Origin of the sequence: Capnocytophaga sp. oral taxon 380 str. F0488 (assembly GCF_000318255.2) — a bacterium.
GTDB classification, from domain to species: Bacteria; Bacteroidota; Bacteroidia; order Flavobacteriales; family Flavobacteriaceae; genus Capnocytophaga; species Capnocytophaga ochracea.
On sequence record NZ_KB291211.1, the window covers coordinates 14592 to 34946 of the forward strand.

The 20355-nt window shown below is 43.3% G+C and carries 11 protein-coding genes; all 11 read left to right on the forward strand.

Going from position 1 to position 20355, the window contains the following annotated elements; translation table 11 throughout:
• The first annotated feature begins 2 nt into the window (after window positions 1-2).
• The 11 genes from HMPREF9078_RS07705 to HMPREF9078_RS07755 all read left to right on the forward strand — a co-directional run bounded on the left by HMPREF9078_RS07705 (window position 3) and on the right by HMPREF9078_RS07755 (window position 20058).
• Window positions 3-1751: a RagB/SusD family nutrient uptake outer membrane protein gene (locus HMPREF9078_RS07705; RefSeq protein WP_009420143.1), complete on the forward strand. Its 1749-nt coding sequence runs from the start codon at window positions 3-5 to the stop codon at window positions 1749-1751.
• Between the two features lie 24 nt (window positions 1752-1775).
• Window positions 1776-4529, forward strand: coding sequence for a SusC/RagA family TonB-linked outer membrane protein (locus HMPREF9078_RS07710; protein ID WP_034543282.1), 2754 nt, complete (start codon window positions 1776-1778; stop codon window positions 4527-4529).
• 4 nt (window positions 4530-4533) lie between these two features.
• Window positions 4534-6234, forward strand: coding sequence for a RagB/SusD family nutrient uptake outer membrane protein (locus HMPREF9078_RS07715; RefSeq protein ID WP_009420145.1), 1701 nt, complete (start codon window positions 4534-4536; stop codon window positions 6232-6234).
• Window positions 6235-6392: 158 nt separating this feature from the next.
• Window positions 6393-7949: a DUF1735 domain-containing protein gene (locus tag HMPREF9078_RS07720; protein ID WP_009420146.1), complete on the forward strand. Its 1557-nt coding sequence runs from the start codon at window positions 6393-6395 to the stop codon at window positions 7947-7949.
• A 32-nt stretch (window positions 7950-7981) separates the two neighbouring features.
• Window positions 7982-8767, forward strand: a complete 786-nt coding sequence (locus HMPREF9078_RS07725; RefSeq protein ID WP_009420147.1) for a glycoside hydrolase family 16 protein — start codon at window positions 7982-7984, stop codon at window positions 8765-8767.
• Window positions 8768-11224, forward strand: a complete 2457-nt coding sequence (gene galA, locus HMPREF9078_RS07730; protein WP_009420148.1) for a beta-galactosidase GalA — start codon at window positions 8768-8770, stop codon at window positions 11222-11224.
• 704 nt (window positions 11225-11928) lie between these two features.
• Window positions 11929-12417, forward strand: coding sequence for a hypothetical protein (locus HMPREF9078_RS07735; RefSeq protein ID WP_009420149.1), 489 nt, complete (start codon window positions 11929-11931; stop codon window positions 12415-12417).
• 201 nt (window positions 12418-12618) lie between these two features.
• The gene (locus HMPREF9078_RS07740) at window positions 12619-13008 is read left to right on the forward strand and encodes a hypothetical protein (RefSeq protein ID WP_009420150.1); all 390 of its coding nucleotides are present in this window, start codon (window positions 12619-12621) and stop codon (window positions 13006-13008) included.
• A 93-nt stretch (window positions 13009-13101) separates the two neighbouring features.
• The gene (locus tag HMPREF9078_RS07745) at window positions 13102-14514 is read left to right on the forward strand and encodes a cellulase family glycosylhydrolase (protein WP_009420151.1); all 1413 of its coding nucleotides are present in this window, start codon (window positions 13102-13104) and stop codon (window positions 14512-14514) included.
• 147 nt (window positions 14515-14661) lie between these two features.
• Entirely contained in the window at window positions 14662-16974 is a 2313-nt protein-coding gene (gene bglX / locus HMPREF9078_RS07750) for a beta-glucosidase BglX (RefSeq protein WP_009420152.1), read from the forward strand.
• A gap of 24 nt (window positions 16975-16998) precedes the next feature.
• Entirely contained in the window at window positions 16999-20058 is a 3060-nt protein-coding gene (locus tag HMPREF9078_RS07755) for a glycoside hydrolase family 2 TIM barrel-domain containing protein (protein ID WP_009420153.1), read from the forward strand.
• The last annotated feature ends 297 nt before the right edge of the window (window positions 20059-20355 follow it).

Consider the following 20355-nt stretch of genomic DNA (forward strand, 5'->3'; position numbering starts at 1 on the left):
CAATGAAAAAGCTCATTTATACCACCTTAATCCTTGTCTTTTTCTCACAAGTATTTTCTTGTAAGTTAGAAGACCACTTCCTCGAAAAGAGTTTAGGGAGTGATGTGAATGTCGATTCTATCTTTTCGAGCAAACAGAAATCTCTCTCGGCTATTGCCCAAGCCTACGCTATGAGCCTGCAATCAGGTATTACCTTGCGTTACGACAATGGGCGCATTAGCGGACTGAAAGCAGGAACGCTCTCTCACCTATCGGGAGAAGTGAACGATGTGAAATTCAGTTGGGAAGACACCTATAAAATTCAACGTTCTGGAATGGTAGCCAGCGACTCCGATGGCAAAGCATTGAGTTCCGATGGTTTCGTGTTCAACTACCAATCTATCCGTCAGTGCTATTTGGTGATTGAAAATATTGATAAAGTCCCCGATCTTACTGAGGTACAAAAGAAAAGTATCAAAGCCGAAATGTACACCCTCATCGCCTACCGATATGAGGAGATGTTCAAACGTTATGGCGGGGTACCTATTATAGAGGGTACACTTTCAGTAGATTCTGAGTTGAATATCCCTCGCGCTACCTTGCGCGCTACCTTAGACCATATTATCGCCCTTTGCAACAAAGCTATTAGCGACCTGCCCGATAGCTACAACGCTTCGGAAAAAGGACGTGTAACCAAAGGTATCCCTATGTGTATTAAAGCTGAAGCGCTGATGTACGCCGCGCGTCCGCTGTTCAATAGCAATACGCCTTATATGAGTTTGGGAGGTAATAACAACCTGATTTGTTTTGGTACACACGATGCTTCGTTGTGGCAACAAGCCATAGAGGCAAATGAGCAAGTGATACGCTGGGCAACTGCCAATGGTTACCAAATCATCAATACGGGGAACCCCTTAGCCGATTACGGTACAGCGGTAGCAACCCCTAACAACCGGGAAGTACTCCTCGCCTTTAAATCACAGAACTTTATAGAGGCTTACAACCCTCACAGCCAACCAGGAGGAGCAAATTCTATGAGTTACTTGCAGCTTACCCAATACTACAAAACTGATGGTACTGACCAAACGTGGACGGGTGAAAATTGGGAAAGCTACACAACTTATGTGAACAAGTGCAACGAGTTAGAAGCCCGTTTTAAAGCCTCAGCAGCGATTGCAGGACAACAAGCGTGGAACAACCCGAGTTCGCATTATTGGTCAAGTGAGAGTTTGGCAAATGCGTCTACTTGGGAAAAGAGAGCAGGCAGTGAAGGCGCAGGACGCCGTGTAAAATTCTTCTATATGGCTGATACCCGCGATTGGTTTGAATTCCCTTTGTACCGTTTGGCTGAGTTCTACTTGAATCTCGCCGAAGCCTATAACGAAGCAGGGAATCCTGCTCAGGCTTTGCAAAACCTAAACGTTATCCACTCGCGTGCAGGGCTGCCCAATGTTACTGAAACAGGACAAGATGCTTTGCGCAAAATTGTACAAAGAGAGTGGGCGGTAGAGTTCTACGAAGAAAATCACCGTTATTTCGATGTAAAACACTGGAAACTCACCGATATTGCCAATGGTATCATTGGAGGGGAAAAGAAAGGAGTAGTTTTTGAATACGCTCCAGGAAAATCGGAGGGGTGGAATGCGTGGGATTACGCTTCTTATGCTGTGAAACCTGTCTATACAGGGTATTGGGACAACAGTCAGTATTTAGAGCCTTTCCCTCAATCGGAAGTGAACAAAGGCTACTTGATACAAAACCCAGGGTACTAATAACCAATTAATAAAACAACTGAAATGAAATATAAACATAACATATTATTTTGTAGCCTTGTGGGCTGTATGCTTTGGGCAGGTGCTGTGCAGGCACAAAGCCCTCTGAACGTACCCGAAGAATTGTCTACGCTTTCTACCTCATCAGTAAAAGGAGAACAACTCTTAAAAATGCCCACAACTAACTTTACCAACAGTTTGTTTGGGTTGCTACCTGGGCTCACTGTATTGCAAGGGGGAGGAATGGACAATGCCAGCCTAAATATCCGCGGGTTGGGTTCTTACAACTACCCTTCGGTTACCTATTTTATCGATGGTTACCAAAGTGATTTTATACTGCTATCACCTTCCGAAATCGAATCGATTACGGTTTTGAAAGATGCAGCTGCCTTAGCACCATTTGGTATGAAAGGCGCGCACGGCATCGTGTGGATTACCACCAAACGCGGTACAGAAGGCAAGCCCGTAATAGGGGTAGATTTCCAAACAGGCGTGCAAATGCCTACGGTACTGAGCAAACCGCTATCGGCTACCGAGTATGCTCAGCTATACAACGAAGCTTACAGTAACGATGCAGGTGCTTGGACGAGCTTTTACAATATCCCTAACGATGTGAAATACAACACCGATTGGTATGACAAAGTGCTCAAAAAGTCGGCTTTGTTTGATAGGCAAGATGTGAGCATACGCGGAGGCTCGGCTACTACCAAGTATTTTGTGCTATTAGGGCACGCTGGCAACAGTGGTTTGTACGCCTCTAAGAACGACGATTCGCATTCCAGCGGAAGGTTCGACCAATATCTCGTAAAGGCAAATTTAGACTTCAGTATGCTCAAAATATTTGAAGGTAATGTAAATATCAACGGGCGTATAGAAGACCGTAAATCGCCTAATTACAACGAGTATAAGCTCTGGCAAAACTTGGCGAGCTACCCTAATATCATTTATCCGGCACAAAACCCTAATGGCTCATTCCCTGGTACAGCCATCCACCCCGATAACCCTTACGCTTCTATCCGAGCCTTAGGTATCAAAACCCTACACGACCGCACTTTAGGGGCTAATTTCAACCTAAAAGAGAAATTAGACTTCATCACCCCTGGTTTATACATACAACAAGGCGTATCGCTCAGTTCGTGGACACGAGGCACACGCATTGTAAGTAGAGATTACACTCGTATGTTCAATGGGGCAGCACAAACCACTCATCGCGATAGCAACTACAAAGTAGACGACGACTGGGGTACCAACCAATGGAACCGTTTGCAGTTTCTGTTGGGTGCAGGTTATGCCCGTGAGTTTGGACAAAACACTTTCCAAACAGCGGTAAATTACCTTCAATACGTTTATAATATAGACGACAATCTCAACGGAAAAGCGGGTTTGAACAACAACTACGCTTATCAGAATATCGGCGGACGTGTGTTCTACGATTGGAACAAACGCGTATCAGCTGAATTTGGTTTTGCCTTTGGTGGCTCGGATAACTACAAGAAAGGTAATCGCTTTGGTTTTTATCACGCTCTTTCAGCAGCCTATCAGGTTTTCAATGAGCAACACCCTTCGGCGAATGCCAATATCAATCGGTTGAAATTGCGTGCTTCAGTAGGTACTACGGGTAACGATGTGTACAACGAAGGTCGCTACTTATACGAACGCTATTACGGTTCTTACGGAGGAGGCGGTTTTGCCACAGGAAACGACGACCCGTCGTGGCATAGTGCTATCGGACTAAAATACGTGCCTAATGAGCGTATATTTGCCGAAAAAGCCTATAAGTACAACATAGGCGTGGAAGCTAAATTCTTCAACAAATGGGACGTGATGATAGATGCTTTCCTCAACAAACACGAGGGTATTATCACCCCTGATTACAGTATTTCAAGTGTCTTTGGGGCTACCCCTCCCTATAAAAATATAGGAAAGGTAACTAACCGAGGTTTTGAAGTGAGTACGCTTTACAGCAATGCAGCAGGAAAACTCACTTACAGTATAGGCGCTAATGCTTCGTATGCTAAAAACAAAATAGACTATATGGCTGAGTACGATGCTAGTAGCGAGAGTTCAGCTCAAACAGGCCGACCTATCGGCACACGCTTTGGCTATGAAGCTGCTGGATTTTACGACATAAACGATTTTGACAGCAATGGCAATCTGCTACCTTCACTCCCTAAACCTTCCTTTGGAAACGTTGCCCCTGGTGATGTGAAATACCGCGACCTAAATGGCGACAACCGTATAGACCCTGCCGATAAAACCGAAATAGGCAAAAGCTACCTCCCTACACTCACTTATGCTGGTACAATCAACCTCGGTTACGAAGGATTTGACCTTGGAGTGCTCGTGCAAGGAGTACAAGGCAGAGAGGTGAATTTATTAGACGATGCACGCCAAAAAACGGTTGCTTTCGAGAACAACGGCAATGTGTATGCTATCGCCAAAAACCGCTGGGCTTACTATCCTGCACAAGGCATCGATACCCGTAGCAGCGCACAGTACCCACGTTTGTCGTTATTGAGCAACAACAATAACACCCAGCCTTCCACCTTGTGGATAAAGAAAGCTAATTACCTAAGAGTACGCTACATAGAGGTAGGTTACAGCGTTCCTAAACGAATGCTCGACGAGATAGGCGTTAGCAAATTGCGCATTTACGTGAATGCCGCCAATCCGTTTACTTTCTCATCACTGCTTACCGATTATGACTTAGACCCCGAAGTACTATCAGGTTACCCTGCCCTCAAATCGGTTACTATGGGGGTGTCTTTAAAGTTTTAAACAAATGAACTACCGAAAATATATCGCTATGTTAAAGAGTAATAAACCGAGCAGAACAATCTTTGCAGTGAGCTGCATTGCGCTGATGAGTACACTCATCGGGTGTAATGTGTTAGACACCAAAGAAGATATTTACGATACCGACGAGCAGATAAAAACCAATTACCAAGTGTTGTACGACTTTGGTTATGCTGCCTATACGCGTTTGCAAAACCGCTTTGATGCCATCGATGGCAATCTGTTTGCGGCAGTGAGCGACGAGGCTGAATATACACTTTCGCCTTCAAACACTCAAGTTTTTAACGAAGGAAGCTGGAATAGCACCAACAACCCCGATAATACGTATGCTTACAACTATGAAGGCATACAAGCGGCTACTTATTTCTTGGAAAAATTCCCTAACTATGCTTCTTTCTTAAAGCAGAACCGCAACCTTATCACTCAAAACGACATCAATAACTACAATCGCGATGTAAAGAGCATAAGGGCTTTGCGCTTTGAAAACCGCGTGTTGCGAGCTTATTTCTATTTTGAACTACTGAAACGCTATGGAGGGGTGCCTCTTGTAAAAACAACGCTTTCCGCCGATAGTAACACGCATTTACCTCGCAATACAGTGGACGAGGTAGTGAACTATATCGTGAGTGAAATCGATGCTTCCAAAGATAGCTTGATTACCAATTGGGGAAGAGATTTTGATATTGGCTTGGACGGGCGTATTACCAAAGGAGCTGCCTTAGCCCTCAAATCCAGAGTGTTGCTTTATGCGGCGAGTCCGTTGTACAACCCCACTAACGATGTAAACAAGTGGAAAGCAGCTGCCAGTGCGGCTAATGAGCTCCTCAGCTTAAATCTCTACAGCCTCGACAATAGCTACCGCGATTTGTTTCTTGGCGACAGAAGCGCGAAAAGCTCTGAAACCATTTTTGCGATTCGCCAAAGTGCCACCAATGATTTGGAAAGGAAAAACTACCCCATTGGTACGGCAGGAGGCAACAGCGGCATCACGCCTTCGCATAATTTGGTGAGTGCTTATGAGTACAAAGGTACCCCCGACCCTAATGATATATACGCCAACCGCGACCCTCGACTCGGCTATACGATAGTAACCAACAACAGTCAGTGGAACGGACGCACAATAGAAATATACGCAGGTGGCGCTGATAACTACAACGCCAAAAACGCTTCACGCACAGGATACTACCTCAAAAAGTTTTTGAACGACAATCTTGATTTAGTGCAAGACGAGAAAAGACTCCGCTCTTGGGTAGTTTTCCGTTTAGCTGAAATTTACCTCAACTATGCCGAGGCGATGAACGAAGCCTACGGACCCAATACTAACAACGGTTATGCACTCACTGCCAAAGAGGCTATCAATTTGGTGAGAGGCAGAACGGGGGTGGAAATGCCTGCGATTACTACAGCATCAAAAGAGGAGTTCAGAGAAAAAGTAAAACACGAACGCCGTATAGAACTCGCCTTTGAAGAACACCGCTATTGGGATTTGCGCCGTTGGAAAGACGCTACTACCGTGCTCAATGAGCCACTTAGGGGAGTGCAAGCTACCAAAAACGGCAATCATTTTAGCTATCAAGTAAAAGAAGTAGAAAAGCGCACTTTTACCGAAAAGATGTACTTCTACCCTATTCCTCATAGCGAAATCAATAAATCTAACGGAATTGTAAAACAAAACCCAGGTTGGTAGTGTGAGCCACACGGGCAATTAGCCCTCGAACCACCGAAGGGGACAAGCTGAAAAAAAGAATATAAATAATTAGTATAAAACCTCATCGCTTTTGCGGATTCCCTCCCCCTTCCCTTCGGGGAGGGGGAGAAGGAGGGGGTGAGGACAATCTCTTATATATGAAAACAAAAAACATTACATTATTGCTACTCCTATTCGTAGCCTTCATCGCTTGTAAAAAAGACGATGTTTTTGAAGACCCTGGTATAAACAATATCTATATGCCACAAGCCTCGTTGAACAACGGAGGTAATGAATACAATGTGCCTTTCGGCGGAAACTCCGAAAACTACACTTTCGACGAGACTACCAAGAAATTGAAAATAGTGCTCGGCGTGAAGAACTCTGGTCTCTCTACCGATGGCTTTGCTGTAAAAGTAAAAGTTGATGCACAAGCTACTAATGCTTATGTAGAAAAGTACAAAAACGACGAGAAAAAACCGGCTGTAGTACTACCCGAAGGCTCTTACACATTGCCTGAAAGCGTAAGCGTTGCCTCTGGTAAAAGTGAAGAATCGTTTTACTTGGACGTAGATGTGCAAAAGCTCCTTACCGACCACCCCGATTACTACAAGAATCGCATCGCTTTGGCAGTAAGCATTTATGGCAATGAGAGAATCCTCCAAAACAAAGCGACTACTATTGTTGTGATTGACGGGGCGAAGTTCTTGCCTACTCCACCTGAACCTCCTAAGCCTCCTGTGGAAAATATGATAAAAAAAGATGCTTGGAAGGTGCTAAAACAAAGTATAGACGGAAAAATTACAGCCGATGCTAAGATTAATATCGTTGAGGGTAATATACATTACTCATCTGGTAAAGTGGGTGGTAAGTTCAACCACGTGATTTATCAACCAGTAAACGTAGAAAAAGGACAGACTTACACTTACGATATGCACGTGGAAATCAAAGGAAAAGCGTGGGGTTGGATACAAGCGTATGTGAGTGAACACGAACCCGAAGAAGGCAAAGACTTCGGCGATGGCAAAGTATTAGAACTCCAAAACAACATCACCTCTCCTATGAGTGGTTCATTTGCCGAGCTTTCAGCTATCCAAGACCAAAAAACCTATACCGCTGGTAAAACCGGTACGCTATACTTTGTAATAAAGATAGGTAGCTGGGATAACAACTTTGAGAATTTAGCCCTCTCTGATATCGTATTCAAGAAAGATAATAGTCCTAAGCCTCCTAAACCTCCGGTAGAGACTAACATCAAAAAAGACGCTTGGAAAATACTGTTGCAAGGCATCAATGGAGGTCTTTCAGAAAAAGCTGATATCACCATTACCGACGGTAATATTCATTACACTTCGGGCACCGAAGGAAAGATGTTCAACCACGTAATTTATCAGCCTATTGAAGTAAGCGGAGGTGAAACTTATACTTACGATATGACACTCACCGCCAAAGGCAAAGCGTGGGGCTGGATACAAGTGTATATAAGTCAGTGGGAACCAGAAGAAGGCAAAGATTTCAACGACGGTAAGGTGTTTGACCTATCGGGAGAAATTAAAACACCTAAAAGCGGACTGATGTCGGAATTAGCTTCAGGGGAAAAGACTTACACAGCTACTAAAACGGGTAAGCTATACTTTGTGATAAAGATAGGTAGCTGGGATAACAATTACGAAGACTTGACTTTTTCAGATATCTTTATTAAAAAAGCACCTTAAATGAATTTATTAAATAGATAATTAAAAAACATATGAAAAACGCAACAACCTTTAGTTTTATTACAATGTTATTGTGCGGGCTTACTGCCTGTAACAAATCGGGAGGAGACGCTCCTATTGAAGACAACCCTATGCCTGAAACCCCTACTGAATGGGTGTTAGACTTCCAAGACAACTTCGATGGCAATGCCTTAAACACAGATAATTGGGCTGTGTATGACAATGAATACCTCGAAAAAGAAGGTAAACTCAAACCTGAGAATACGCGCCGTACCTATGCCATAGAAGTGAAAGACGGCTTCTTGAATTGCCTTATCGACAGAGATTATAAACGTGAAGGAATGTTTATAACAGGTGGAATAGCTCATAAGAAGAACTACAAATACGGCAAGTTTGAGTTCAGAATACGTATGGACGAAGATCCTAATAAGTCTTCCAGCGGTTTAGGACTTACTTGGCCTGAGAGTGAAAAATGGCCTGACGATGGCGAAAACGACATCTATGAAACAAATCACGAGGACAACGCTTGGAATACCTATATCCATTACGCAGTATCTGGCAAAGACCAACAGTACCAAAAGAGCTTCCACTACAACAAAAGTGATTGGCATATTGTGGCAATGGAATGGGCGCCTGAGTACATAAAGATTTACATCGACGGTAAACTCGAATGGACTCTTAAAGATCCTGTAGCAATGGCTAAAGCACCTCACCATTTATGCTTCCAAACAGAAAAAGACATTAACAAACCTTTTACCAAACAACTCAAACTACAAGTAGATTGGGTAAAGGTATACAAATATGTACCTAAAAAGTAAATGAGATATCCATACAAGTTTCTTCCCTTTCTCATCGGTATGCTCCTATGGCTTGCTCACCCCATCTATGGGCAAGCCATTAGGGAGCATATATTGTTAGATAACGGTTGGAAATTCAGTTTAGGGCACGCTACCGACCCTACTAAAGATTTGTACTACCGTGTATATAACGACTTCTCAAAAACACTTTCCAAAGGCATTAACTTTTCGAGCATAGACTACGACGATGGCGCGTGGCAAACCGTAGACCTCCCTCACGATTGGGCAGTAACTCTCCCTTTCAGTGAAAAAGGTGATTGGTCACACGGATATAAAGCCTTAGGCAGTACCTTCCCCGAGCATAGTATCGGTTGGTATAGAAAAACCTTTGATCTCAGCAAGACAGAAGCTGGCAAACGCATCGAACTGCAATTCGACGGTATTTTTAGGGACAGTCGGTGTTGGGTAAATGGCATTTATGTAGGGCATCATCTCAGCGGGTATACAGGAGTAAAGTACGATATTACCGATTTGGTGCATTTTGGCAAACCCAACGTGATTACCGTAAGGGTAGACGCTACCCAAAACGAAGGTTGGTTCTACGAAGGCGCAGGTATCTATCGGCACGTGTGGCTGAACTCTTACAGCCCTGTTCACTCTTCCCCCGAAGAGGTTTTTATCTATACCAAAAGCATTGGCAAACAAGCCGAAATGCACGCCGAAGCTACTGTTTATAACCGAGAGACAAGTCCGCAAACTTTTCAGGTGGAATGGAGTATTCTTAACCGTGAAAAGAAAGTAATAGCTACTCACAAATCTGCAAATACTACTTTTGCCCCTAATGAAAAAGTAACTGTAAAGAGTAACCTTAACATTCCTAATGCACAGCTTTGGGACACTGAGCACCCCTATCTGTACACCTTAACAACGAAAATCATTTCCAACGGAAAGACCACCGACCTTATTCACACCCGCTTTGGGGTGCGCACTTTTAGTTATCAATCTGACGGCTTTTACCTCAACGGCAAAAAAATGAAAATAAAAGGCGTGTGCGTACATCAAGACCACGCCGGCGTAGGTACTGCACTATTAGACGAATTGCAGTATTATCGTATCGGGTTACTCAAAGCGATGGGTGCCAATGCCTACCGCACTGCCCATCACCCTCATAGCCCTGCCGTGCTACAAGCCTGCGACAGTTTGGGTTTATTAGTGATGGACGAAACCCGACTCTTAAACAGCGGGCGAGAATACCGCCAACAATTTGAAGACCTTATCAAGCGCGACCGCAATCACGCTAGCGTCTTTATGTGGTGTATCGGGAATGAAGAAGAAAAAATACAAAGTACCGAAACTGGTGAGCGCATCGCTCGTACGTTGGTGAGTTTACAACAGCATTTAGACCCTTCACGCGTGAGCACTTATGGCGCCAACGTAGGTAATGAAAATGAAGGGGTGAGTGCTGCCATACCCGTACGAGGCTTCAATTACAACCTCTATGGTCTTACCGATTATGAGAAAGCGCACCCCAATCAACCTATCATTGGTACCGAAGTAGCCAGCACCGTGGGTACTCGAGGGGTGTATCTGCCGGAAATAGTGCTCGACAAAGCCGGGGGGTACAGTGGTCATTTTGTAGCCGATACCCTACGCGCTTACCTGCTCGACCAAGACAAGAGTTACCCCAGTTGGGCATCACAAGCACAGCAATGGTACAGCACGACTGCTAACGACCCTCGTTTTATGGGAGGTTTCGTATGGACGGGCTTCGACTATCGCGGAGAGCCTACCCCCTTTGCGTGGCCTAATATCAGTTCGCATTTTGGGGTAATGGACGTGTGTGGTTTCCCTAAGAACGTGTATTACTACTACAAAGCCCATTGGAGCGAATCGCCTGTATTGCACATAGCCCCTCATTGGAATCTGAACCTGCCCCAAAACACTGTGGTAAAAGTGTGGGTATATAGCAATGCCGAAGAAGTGGAACTTTTCTTGAACGGAAAGACGCTCGGCAAACAAAAAATACCTGCTTTTGGACACTTATATTGGGAAGTACCCTACGAAAAAGGTACGCTGAAAGCGGTAGGCACTAAGAATGGGAAGCGGATTACCTCCGAAATAACTACTACCGAAAAACCTTTTGCGATTGTGCTTTCTCCTCATAAAACACAACTGAAAGCCGGTAAGCAAGATGCCGTAATAGTGAACGTGAGTGTAGTAGATAAAAAAGGACGTGAAGTACCCAATGCCGATGCCCTTATACAGTTTCAGCTTACAGGAGATGCTCGCATTATAGGAGTAGGAAACGGCGACCCCAGTTCGCACGAGAAAGATACTTTTGCCGAAGGAGAGCGTGTAGAGCGCAAACTTTTCAATGGCAAATGCCAAGTGATTATCCGCTCAGGTGAAAAAGACGGAAAGGTACAACTACGCGCTACAAGTAACGGACTGAAAGAGGCGGTGGTGAGAATGAATTAAGGTAAAAGGTAAAGCCTGCGAGGGTTCACAGCTGAGTATGTCAGTAAAAAGTAAGTTAAAGCTTGAACGAAAAATAAATAAAGGGAAAAACTGACTTAGAGTGAAAAGAGAGAGAGCATATTGCTGTATTGACAAATATTTTATAACTTTGTGGTGTGAATTAGCAGATTATAAAATGAGAGAATTAGAAAATGGGTAGTGATAAAAAAGGAGGGTTGACAGGTATAACTTGTAGGACAAATCGGACTGGTTAGGATTTTCGGAAGGAAACGAAGATTTTCAGAAGGAGACTAAGAGACTTTTTGATGAAAAAGGGCTATGAGAAGGGTGAGGTTAGCTTATAGAGAGCTTATAGGAAATTATACGAATCTTGGACGATTGGTATAGGAAGGGTATATAATGATTGATTAATAGCATAATACAGCGACGCAAAAAATGGTAAAAACGGGGTTTCGAGGCGAAAGAAAGAGGAAGAGGGGAACTAGGACTTAGTCCATAGGCACTAGGGGGAGTATAACGAAAAAGGGGAAATGTAGTGATGGAAAAGATGAAGGTAATGTGGTGAAAACATCTCCTTATATACATACTCGGTTGTTGCCGATAATCCCGAAAGAAGACTTTCTGCCAAAGAATATTTTTATAATAGAAAATGTTTTGGTGCAGGAATTGAAATGAACAGTAAGTAATCTTAAAAACAATTATATATGAAGACAAAAGCATTTTTGGCAATGTTGTTATTGGTGATAACAGCTTGTGGTTGTTCTAAAACAGAAGAGAAAACAACATTTCCTGAGGCTGTAATGGTTAAGAGTTTTGCGACTGTAGAAAATACTCCTGAGCATAGTTTTGTGAATTTTGCCCTTACCCAAGATGGTTACCGAGTTGTCCAAAATAAAGAAGCCCTACAAGCGCTCTTTCCTAATACTGACCTCAGTACTATAAAGGAATTTAAGGATATTGATTTCGGTACTCAGACTCTTATCATAGGAAGAAAAGGGCTTTCTGAAATGGCACAGGCGAAATGTAGGTTTAGCAAGAAAAACAATAATAGCTACGTGCTTACAGTAGACCTCGACTTACTTGGACTATTTGAACCAGTAGTGTTATACTACGGTGCGGTAGTACAAAAACTACCTGAAAACGCTACTGTAACCGTAGAAGTGTTGCCTCTTGAAGTGAACAAAGATATTTAGGCACGAGGTCGTAGCAAGACAGGTGGGAAAATTAGAGAATTAGGAAATTTGGAAATGAGCAAATGAGGGTGTGAGTCACACGGGATTATCAGCAGATTTATTGGAGGGACTCTGAGAGGCTCATCAGAAGAACCTGCCTGCTTTCTGTACGATTGAATTTCGTAAGACAAATAAAAACATCACTTATAAAAATAAAGCATTATGGAAACAAAAACGTTTTTAGCACTACTGTTATTGGCAATAGTGGGGTGCGGTTGCTCAAAAAAAGAGACTCCTCCACAAGAAGATTGTGGGTGCAATAGTCCTACTGTTTGGACTATTAAAGAATCTCTTGAAGAAGAAATAAGTTATGCAAACAATCAAAATACTTATTATCCTAATACATTTTGGATAGGCAAGGGGTTTCATTTTTTTATAGTTTGCAATGAGGATATTTTACCTCAAAAAATAAGAGATTTAAAATATAAGGAAGAGGGCACTACTATAAAAGTAAAAATTCAAGGAGAGGTAAAAACTCTTTGTAAAAAGTGGATTCACCCAGCAAATTATAGTTATAATCATATTACTTTAACTAAAATAGAAGTATTATAAAACGACTCTCATACAACAATAAGTAATAAAAAAGACTATTACATATGAAAACAAAAACGTTTTTAAAACTTGTTACCTATTACTTGATTTAAAATGAACATAACCCTACATAAAACACTAAGAAACGCTTTGTTTTTAATGCTTTGCCTAAGCAGTCCGCTATGTTTGGCACAAGCAAATATAACGGTAAGCAAAACCCACCCGCGCTATTTTGAAAAAAACGGTGCGACGTGGATTCCTATTAGCACCAATTATCTACCATCGCATAATTTTGAAGAGGTAGAAAAGTACTTTAAACACTTTGCCGAGAATGGCGGAAATGCAATGCGCATCTGGATAAGTACTGAGTTCTTAGAAATAGAAGACCAAAGGGAAGGAAAATACAATCCCGAGAAGTTAGCGCGTATAGAACAGTTGCTACAACTTGCAGAAAAGTATCATATTTACCTTAAATTCACCCTGCATCACTTGCGTACTATCTCTAATAACATCTCACCTGATGCTTCTTGGTGTAACAGCTATTCACTAGCTACCAAGTTCAAGAATGTAAGCGAGTATGTAAGTACTAAAAAAGGCAAAAAATCCTACTTAAAACGCCTCAAAGCACTTGCTCAAAAGTGCCAAAACCACCCGTATGTATATGGCTGGGAGCTGTGGAACGAAATGGATTCAGCAGTACCCGAAGCAGAGTGGCTTCCTTTTACCGAAGAGATGCTCGGTAAAGTGAAAAAGTTATGCCCTAATCAGTTGGTTACCCAAACCTTAGGCAGTATGCACGCCTCTTATATGGACGACTACTACAAGAAGTTAGCAGTAATACCTGACAACGAGTTTTTGAGCATTCACCGTTATTTAGACGAGGGCGACAAGTGGCATCAATACCCGATAGTGAAAGGAGCTGTGAGTGCTTTAGCAACCGATGCCGTAGCTATGGGCTTGACATTTACCAAAAACGACCCCAAGCCTGTTATCATCAATGAGATAGGAGCTGTAAACCCCAACCACGCAGGACCTTCGTCGCTTTATCCGAAAGACACAGAGGGCATTTTATTACACGATTTTATCTTTGCCCCTTTCTTTGGAGGTAGTGCAGGTTCGGGCAATACTTGGCATTGGGATCATTATATCGAGCCTAACCAACTGTGGTATCACTTTGGGCGTTTCAAAAACGCTATTGAAGGAATTGACCCCGTGAAAGAAGCGATGCAACCCTTCTTTTTCAAAAGAAATACCGTAGCCTGTTACGGACTAAAAGGCAAAACAAAAACGATATTGTGGTGCAGAGACCTAACTAACAATTGGAAAACAGAGTTGCGTGAGGGGCGTCCTGCCCAAATGAAACGAGATTTTGAAATACCACTCAACCTTATAAATATAAAATATACTCATTACAGTGTTTACGACCCTTGGACAGATAAATGGGAACGACATATGCCTATGTATGACGGAAAGGCATTGATTCCAGCCTTCAAGCGTTCGATAGTAGTGGTATTAGAAAACCCATAGCATCTTCCTGTCTTCTTTCCTTAGTTTTCTTATTGCCCTGATAGATGAGCAAAGGGCAAAATTGTAAGAACAAAGCAATATGTAATTCTCATTTCAAGGGAAGGGTACAGGCAGGAAGGTGTTTTTTATAAAAACGTTAATGTATCTATGAGATATAGCAAACACATCTTTAAAACGCTTATTTCGTTACTTATGATAGGTTGCGCAACACCCGCTATCCTAAAATCTGATAATGAAAAATTCACCCAAAAGAGTTTCAGTGGCGATAAACACATAGAACAGCGCGTAGATTCGGTACTGCGTTTGATGACTCTTGAAGAAAAAATCGGACAAATGACGCAATTCTCAGCCGATTGGTCGGTTACAGGCCCTGTAATGGCTGATAAGTACCAACCTTACCTCGAAAAAGGCTTGGTAGGAAGTATTTTTAACGCTACTTCGGTTGCAGGTATACGAAAATTGCAAAAAATAGCGGTAGAACAAACGCGTTTGGGTATTCCTATTCTCTTTGGTCAAGATGTGATACACGGTTATAAAACTATCTTTCCCATTCCGTTAGCTGAGTCTTGCTCGTGGGATTTGGCATTGATGCGCAAAACAGCTGAACTCGCTGCCCGTGAAGCTAGTGCCGATGGTATCAACTGGACGTTTGCCCCTATGGTAGATATTACCCGCGATGCTCGTTGGGGGCGCGCAATGGAAGGCGCAGGCGAAGACCCTTATTTAGGAAGTCTCATTGCCGAAGCGCGCGTAAAAGGATTTCAAGGGGGAGACAATTGGCAAATGTTGAGTAGCCCTCACACGCTTTTAGCTTGTGGTAAACACTTTGCCGGCTATGGAGCTGCCGAATCAGGCAAGGACTATAATACAGCTGAACTCTCTATGCACACCTTGCGCAATGTATATTTACCTCCTTATGAGGCGACCCTAAACGCAGGGGTAGGCAGTATAATGGCTTCTTTGAACGAGATAAACGGAGTGCCTGCCACCGCCGACAAGTGGTTGCTTACTGAGGTACTCCGCAAAGAATGGGGTTTTAACGGCTTGTTAGTGAGTGATTACACAGGTATTAACGAGTTGGTGCGACACGGGGTAGCCAAAGATGATAAACAAGCGGCAAACCTCTCAGCCAATGCAGGAATAGAAATGGATATGAATGGGGCAACCTTTATTAAATACCTTAGTGCCTTAGTGAAAGAAGGCAAAGTAACCGAAGCTCAAATTGATAAAGCAGTAAGGCATATATTGGAAATGAAGTTCCTTTTAGGCCTTTTTGATGACCCCTACCGATACTTAGATGAAACCCGTGCCAAAGAAAATACTTTTACTGAGGAATATCTGAAAGTAGCGCGACAAGCTGTTGCTTCCTCAGTAGTACTCTTGAAAAATGAAGCTGAAGTATTACCCATCAAAAAAGATAGCGGTAAAACGATTGCTGTAATAGGGCCTATGATGAACAACACAAGTGATATCAACGGCAGTTGGACGTGCTTAGGCGACGGCAAACAAAGCGTGAGTTTACTCACAGGGCTTACCGAGAAATACAAGGGTACAAACGTAAAACTTCTTTATGCCGAAGGCTGTGGTTTTACAACTATTTCAACAGAACAACTCAAAGAAGCGGTTGCTATAGCTCGCAAAGCCGATAGGGTATTAGTAGCCGTAGGTGAACAGAGCAGCTGGGCAGGAGAATCGGCGGTGCGCACCGACATTCGTTTGCCTCAAGCACAACGCCAATTGCTTGAAGCACTAAAAGCCATAAACAAGCCCATAGCTATCGTTACTTTTAGCGGCCGACCGCTCGACCTTTCTTGGGAAAACGAGAATGTACAAGCTATTTTGCAAGCGTGGTTTCCTGGTACACAAGGGGGCAATGGCATTGCCGATGTGATAGCAGGCGATGTAAATCCTTCGGGGCACTTAACGATGTCTTTCCCCCGCAGTGTAGGGCAAATTCCTATTTACTACAACTACAAGAGCACAGGGCGACCTGTATATACAAATAATGAAGAAGTAGACCACCGCCCTCATTATAATGCAGGATATTTGGATAGTTCTATTACGCCTCTTTATCCTTTTGGTTACGGACTCAGCTATACTACCTTTGCTATTAGTAATGTGCATCTGAATAAAAAAAGTATAAAACGCTATAACGATAGCATTATAGTAAATGCCTCTGTGCAGAATACAGGAACAACCGAGGGCGAAATAGTGGTACAACTCTATACCCGACAGTTAGTAGCAAGTGTTAGCCGCCCCGTAAAGGAATTGAAAGGGTTTCAGAAAATCTCTCTCAAAGCAGGTGAAAGCAAACAAGTCCGTTTTGAACTGCCTTCCGAAGCTCTTGCTTTTTACAGTATCAATGGAAAAAAAGACACTGAGCCCAGCGAGTGCTTGCTGTGGGTGGGCTTACATTCTGCCGATAATAATAACGAACAACATTTTACAATAGAAGAATAACAAACCATAAAATAGTAAACGATTATGAGAATACAACGTACCTTATTCTTATCAGTACTTGCCTTGGCGAGTAGCCTCAGCATAGCGCAAACCCACGATTGGGAAAACTTAGCGGTAAGCAGTATCAACACCGAAAAAAGCCATAGCCACTATGAGCCGGCTGGGAAAATACTCCTCAATGGCAATTGGCAGTTTGCTTACTTCAAGCACCCTTCACAAGTGCCTGCCGATTTCTTTTTGGGCAAAGGCATTACCCAATGGGACGCTATAAAAGTGCCTTCGAATTGGCAACTGCAAAGCAACCAATATGACCCTCCTGTTTTTACCAATATCAAATATCCGTTTGAGATGAACCCTCCTTACACCCCTAAGGACTACAACCCTACGGGAGTGTATAGAACGCAATTCTCTTTGCCCAGCAAATGGAAAGGCGAACAAGTGTTCATTCACTTTGCGGGAGTGCAATCGGCGATGTATTTGTTCATCAATGGCAAGCAAGTGGGCTATCACGAAGATGCAATGCTACCTGCCGAGTTCAACATCACTCCTTACCTAAAAAAAGGCAAAAACGAGCTCTATATAAAAGTCTTAAACTGGTCGGACGGCAGTTATATAGAAGACCAAGACTTTTGGCGACTCAGCGGTATTTATCGCGATGTATACCTCTTTGCTACCCCCGAGTTGCGTATGCGTGACTTTTCGGTTTATCCTCAGCTCGATGCGCAATACCGCGATGCTACCTTGCAGGTGCAAGTAGAGGTACAGAATTTAGGCGAAAAAGTAAGCGATGCCCTTGTGGTACAAACCACCCTTAAAGACAGTAAAGGCAATGTGATAGGCAGTGAAAAAGCCTCTATTGCGGATATTGCTGCGGGAAAAGAAGCTACTGTTAGTGCCCAAATAGCTGTAAAAAATCCGTTGAAATGGACTGCCGAAACCCCTAACCTCTACAAAGTGGAACTCAGTTTGCTCACCGCCAAAGGCAAAGTATTACAATCGTTTACTCAAAATGTAGGGTTCAGGAAAGTTGAACTAACAAACGGATTGCTCCTCGTGAATGGCAAGCCTGTGAAGTTTAAAGGAGTGAACCGCCACGAGTTCGACCCTTATAACGGTCGCACCATCACCCGCCAATCAATGATTGACGATATTATCCTGATGAAAACGCACAACATCAATGCGGTGCGCACCTCTCACTACCCCAATCAGCCTGAGTGGTATACCCTCTGCGACGAATATGGATTATATGTGGTAGACGAAGCCAATATCGAGAGCCACGGATTGTGGGAGAGTGGCTACTATATAGGCGAACGCCCTGAGTGGCAAAAAGATATCGTGGAGCGCAATGTGAATATGGTTGCTCGCGACAAGAACCACCCTTGTATCATCTATTGGTCGATGGGGAATGAATCGGGTTGGGGCAAGAACTTCGATGCGGCTTACGAGGCGATAAAAGCTCTCGACCCTCAAAAGCGCCCCGTACACTACGAATCTAAAAATCCTGCTTATGCAGGCGTGCTCTCGCATTACGATATCATCTCTAATATGTACACCGAGCTCAACCACCTAAACAATCTCTTTACCGAAGACCCTAAACGTCCTGTGATTATCTGCGAATACGCCCATTCTATGGGGAACAGCTTAGGCAACTTCCGCAAGTATTGGGAGCTTTTTGCTACCAATGAGCGCTACCAAGGTGGTTTTACGTGGGACTGGAAAGATCAAGCGTTGCGTTGCAAAGATAAGAACGGCAAAGAGTATTGGAATATCATCAATCATATCGACAAGGCGAATGTGAACGACGGATTGGTAAATGCCACTGGCGTTCCTCAACCCGAAATGCACGAACTGAAAAAGGTATATCAGTATTTCAATGTAAAGGATATTGATATCAACACAGGTTTGGTGCTCATTAGCAATAGCAACTACTTTGTAAATAGCGATGAGGTGTATTTGCAATGGGAACTTATCGAAAATGGCAAGCCTATCGCCAATGGGGTAATCAACGACTTGAACATCGCCCCACAAAGCCAAAGAGCCCTACAAATACCTTTCGATACAAAATTAGTACAAAACGGCAAGGAATACTTTATGAACTTCCGTTTTAAGAATAAAAAAGCTACTGCTTGGGCTTCAAAAGATTTTGAAGTAGCCAAAGAACAACTCGCTTTCCCTAACCGTGTTGAGAGAGAACTCACCAAGAACTCCGATAAAAAACTAACCTTTACTGACGAAGCGACAAACTTCACCGTAAAAGGCGACGATTTTACAGCTGTATTCAGCAAAAAAACAGGCGGTTTAAGTCAATTTACGCATAAAGGGAAAAATTTACTTTCAGAAGCGATGGTGCCCTCTTTTTGGCGTGTGCCTACCGATAACGACGAAGGAGGTTTTGAACAATCATATGCCTCAGCTTGGCGCAAAGCAGGACTAAAAGAAGCTACGGTAACAGCTACCGAAATGAAAGCTACGCCCATAGGGGAAACCCAAGTGAAGATAGTAGCACACAACCGCATTGAAACCAAAGCGGGCAATATCAGCCAACAAGTAACTTACCTCATTAATGGAGACGGACGTATAGATATCAGCACAAATGTGGAAGTACCTGCCTCTGTGCCTCCTTTGGCAAGAGTGGGAATGCTCCTAACGCTCGACAAGAGTTTTAATAAAGTGGAATGGTACGGCAAAGGTCCTTATGAAACTTATGCCGATAGAAAAGAATCGGCTTTTGTGGGTATTCACAGCGGTGCAGTAAAGGATATGCACTTCCCTTATGTGATGCCTTCTGAAAACGGCAACCATACCGATACCCGTTGGCTCAAACTCCTTTCGGGTACTACCGAACTGTACATCAGTGCGCCTAAACTTTTTAATTTCAACGTGCAAGACTATTCAGATGATGCGCTAAATCAATCCAAAGAAACCCAAGAACTGCGCCGTGGAGACCACACTTATTTGCACATCGATGAGGCTCAAATGGGTGTAGGAGGTGACGACAGCTGGTCGCCACGCGTACATAAAGAGTTTTTGCTCAACCAACCGTATTATCATTACGAATTTAGCATTCAGGTAGGGAGGAAATAAGGAGGCCTTAGGCCTTAGGCCATAGGCACTAGGGAAGCGACGGTCATTATTGTTGTATAAATATCCTCTTAGTATTGTATAAACATCCCCCTCTCACATACTCCGCTCTCGCGAACTTCCGTTCAAAGGGGAAATATAGTGACGGAAAAGAGAAATTAGCAAATTAGAAAATGAGAGAATGAGGAAATTGGGAGGGCTGAGGAATTCGGAAGGAAACGGAAAAGTTCGGAAGAGAGTAGAGAGGAATTTTGGTGAAAAAAGTCTTTAAGGAGGGTGGGGGTAGCTTATAGAGAGCTT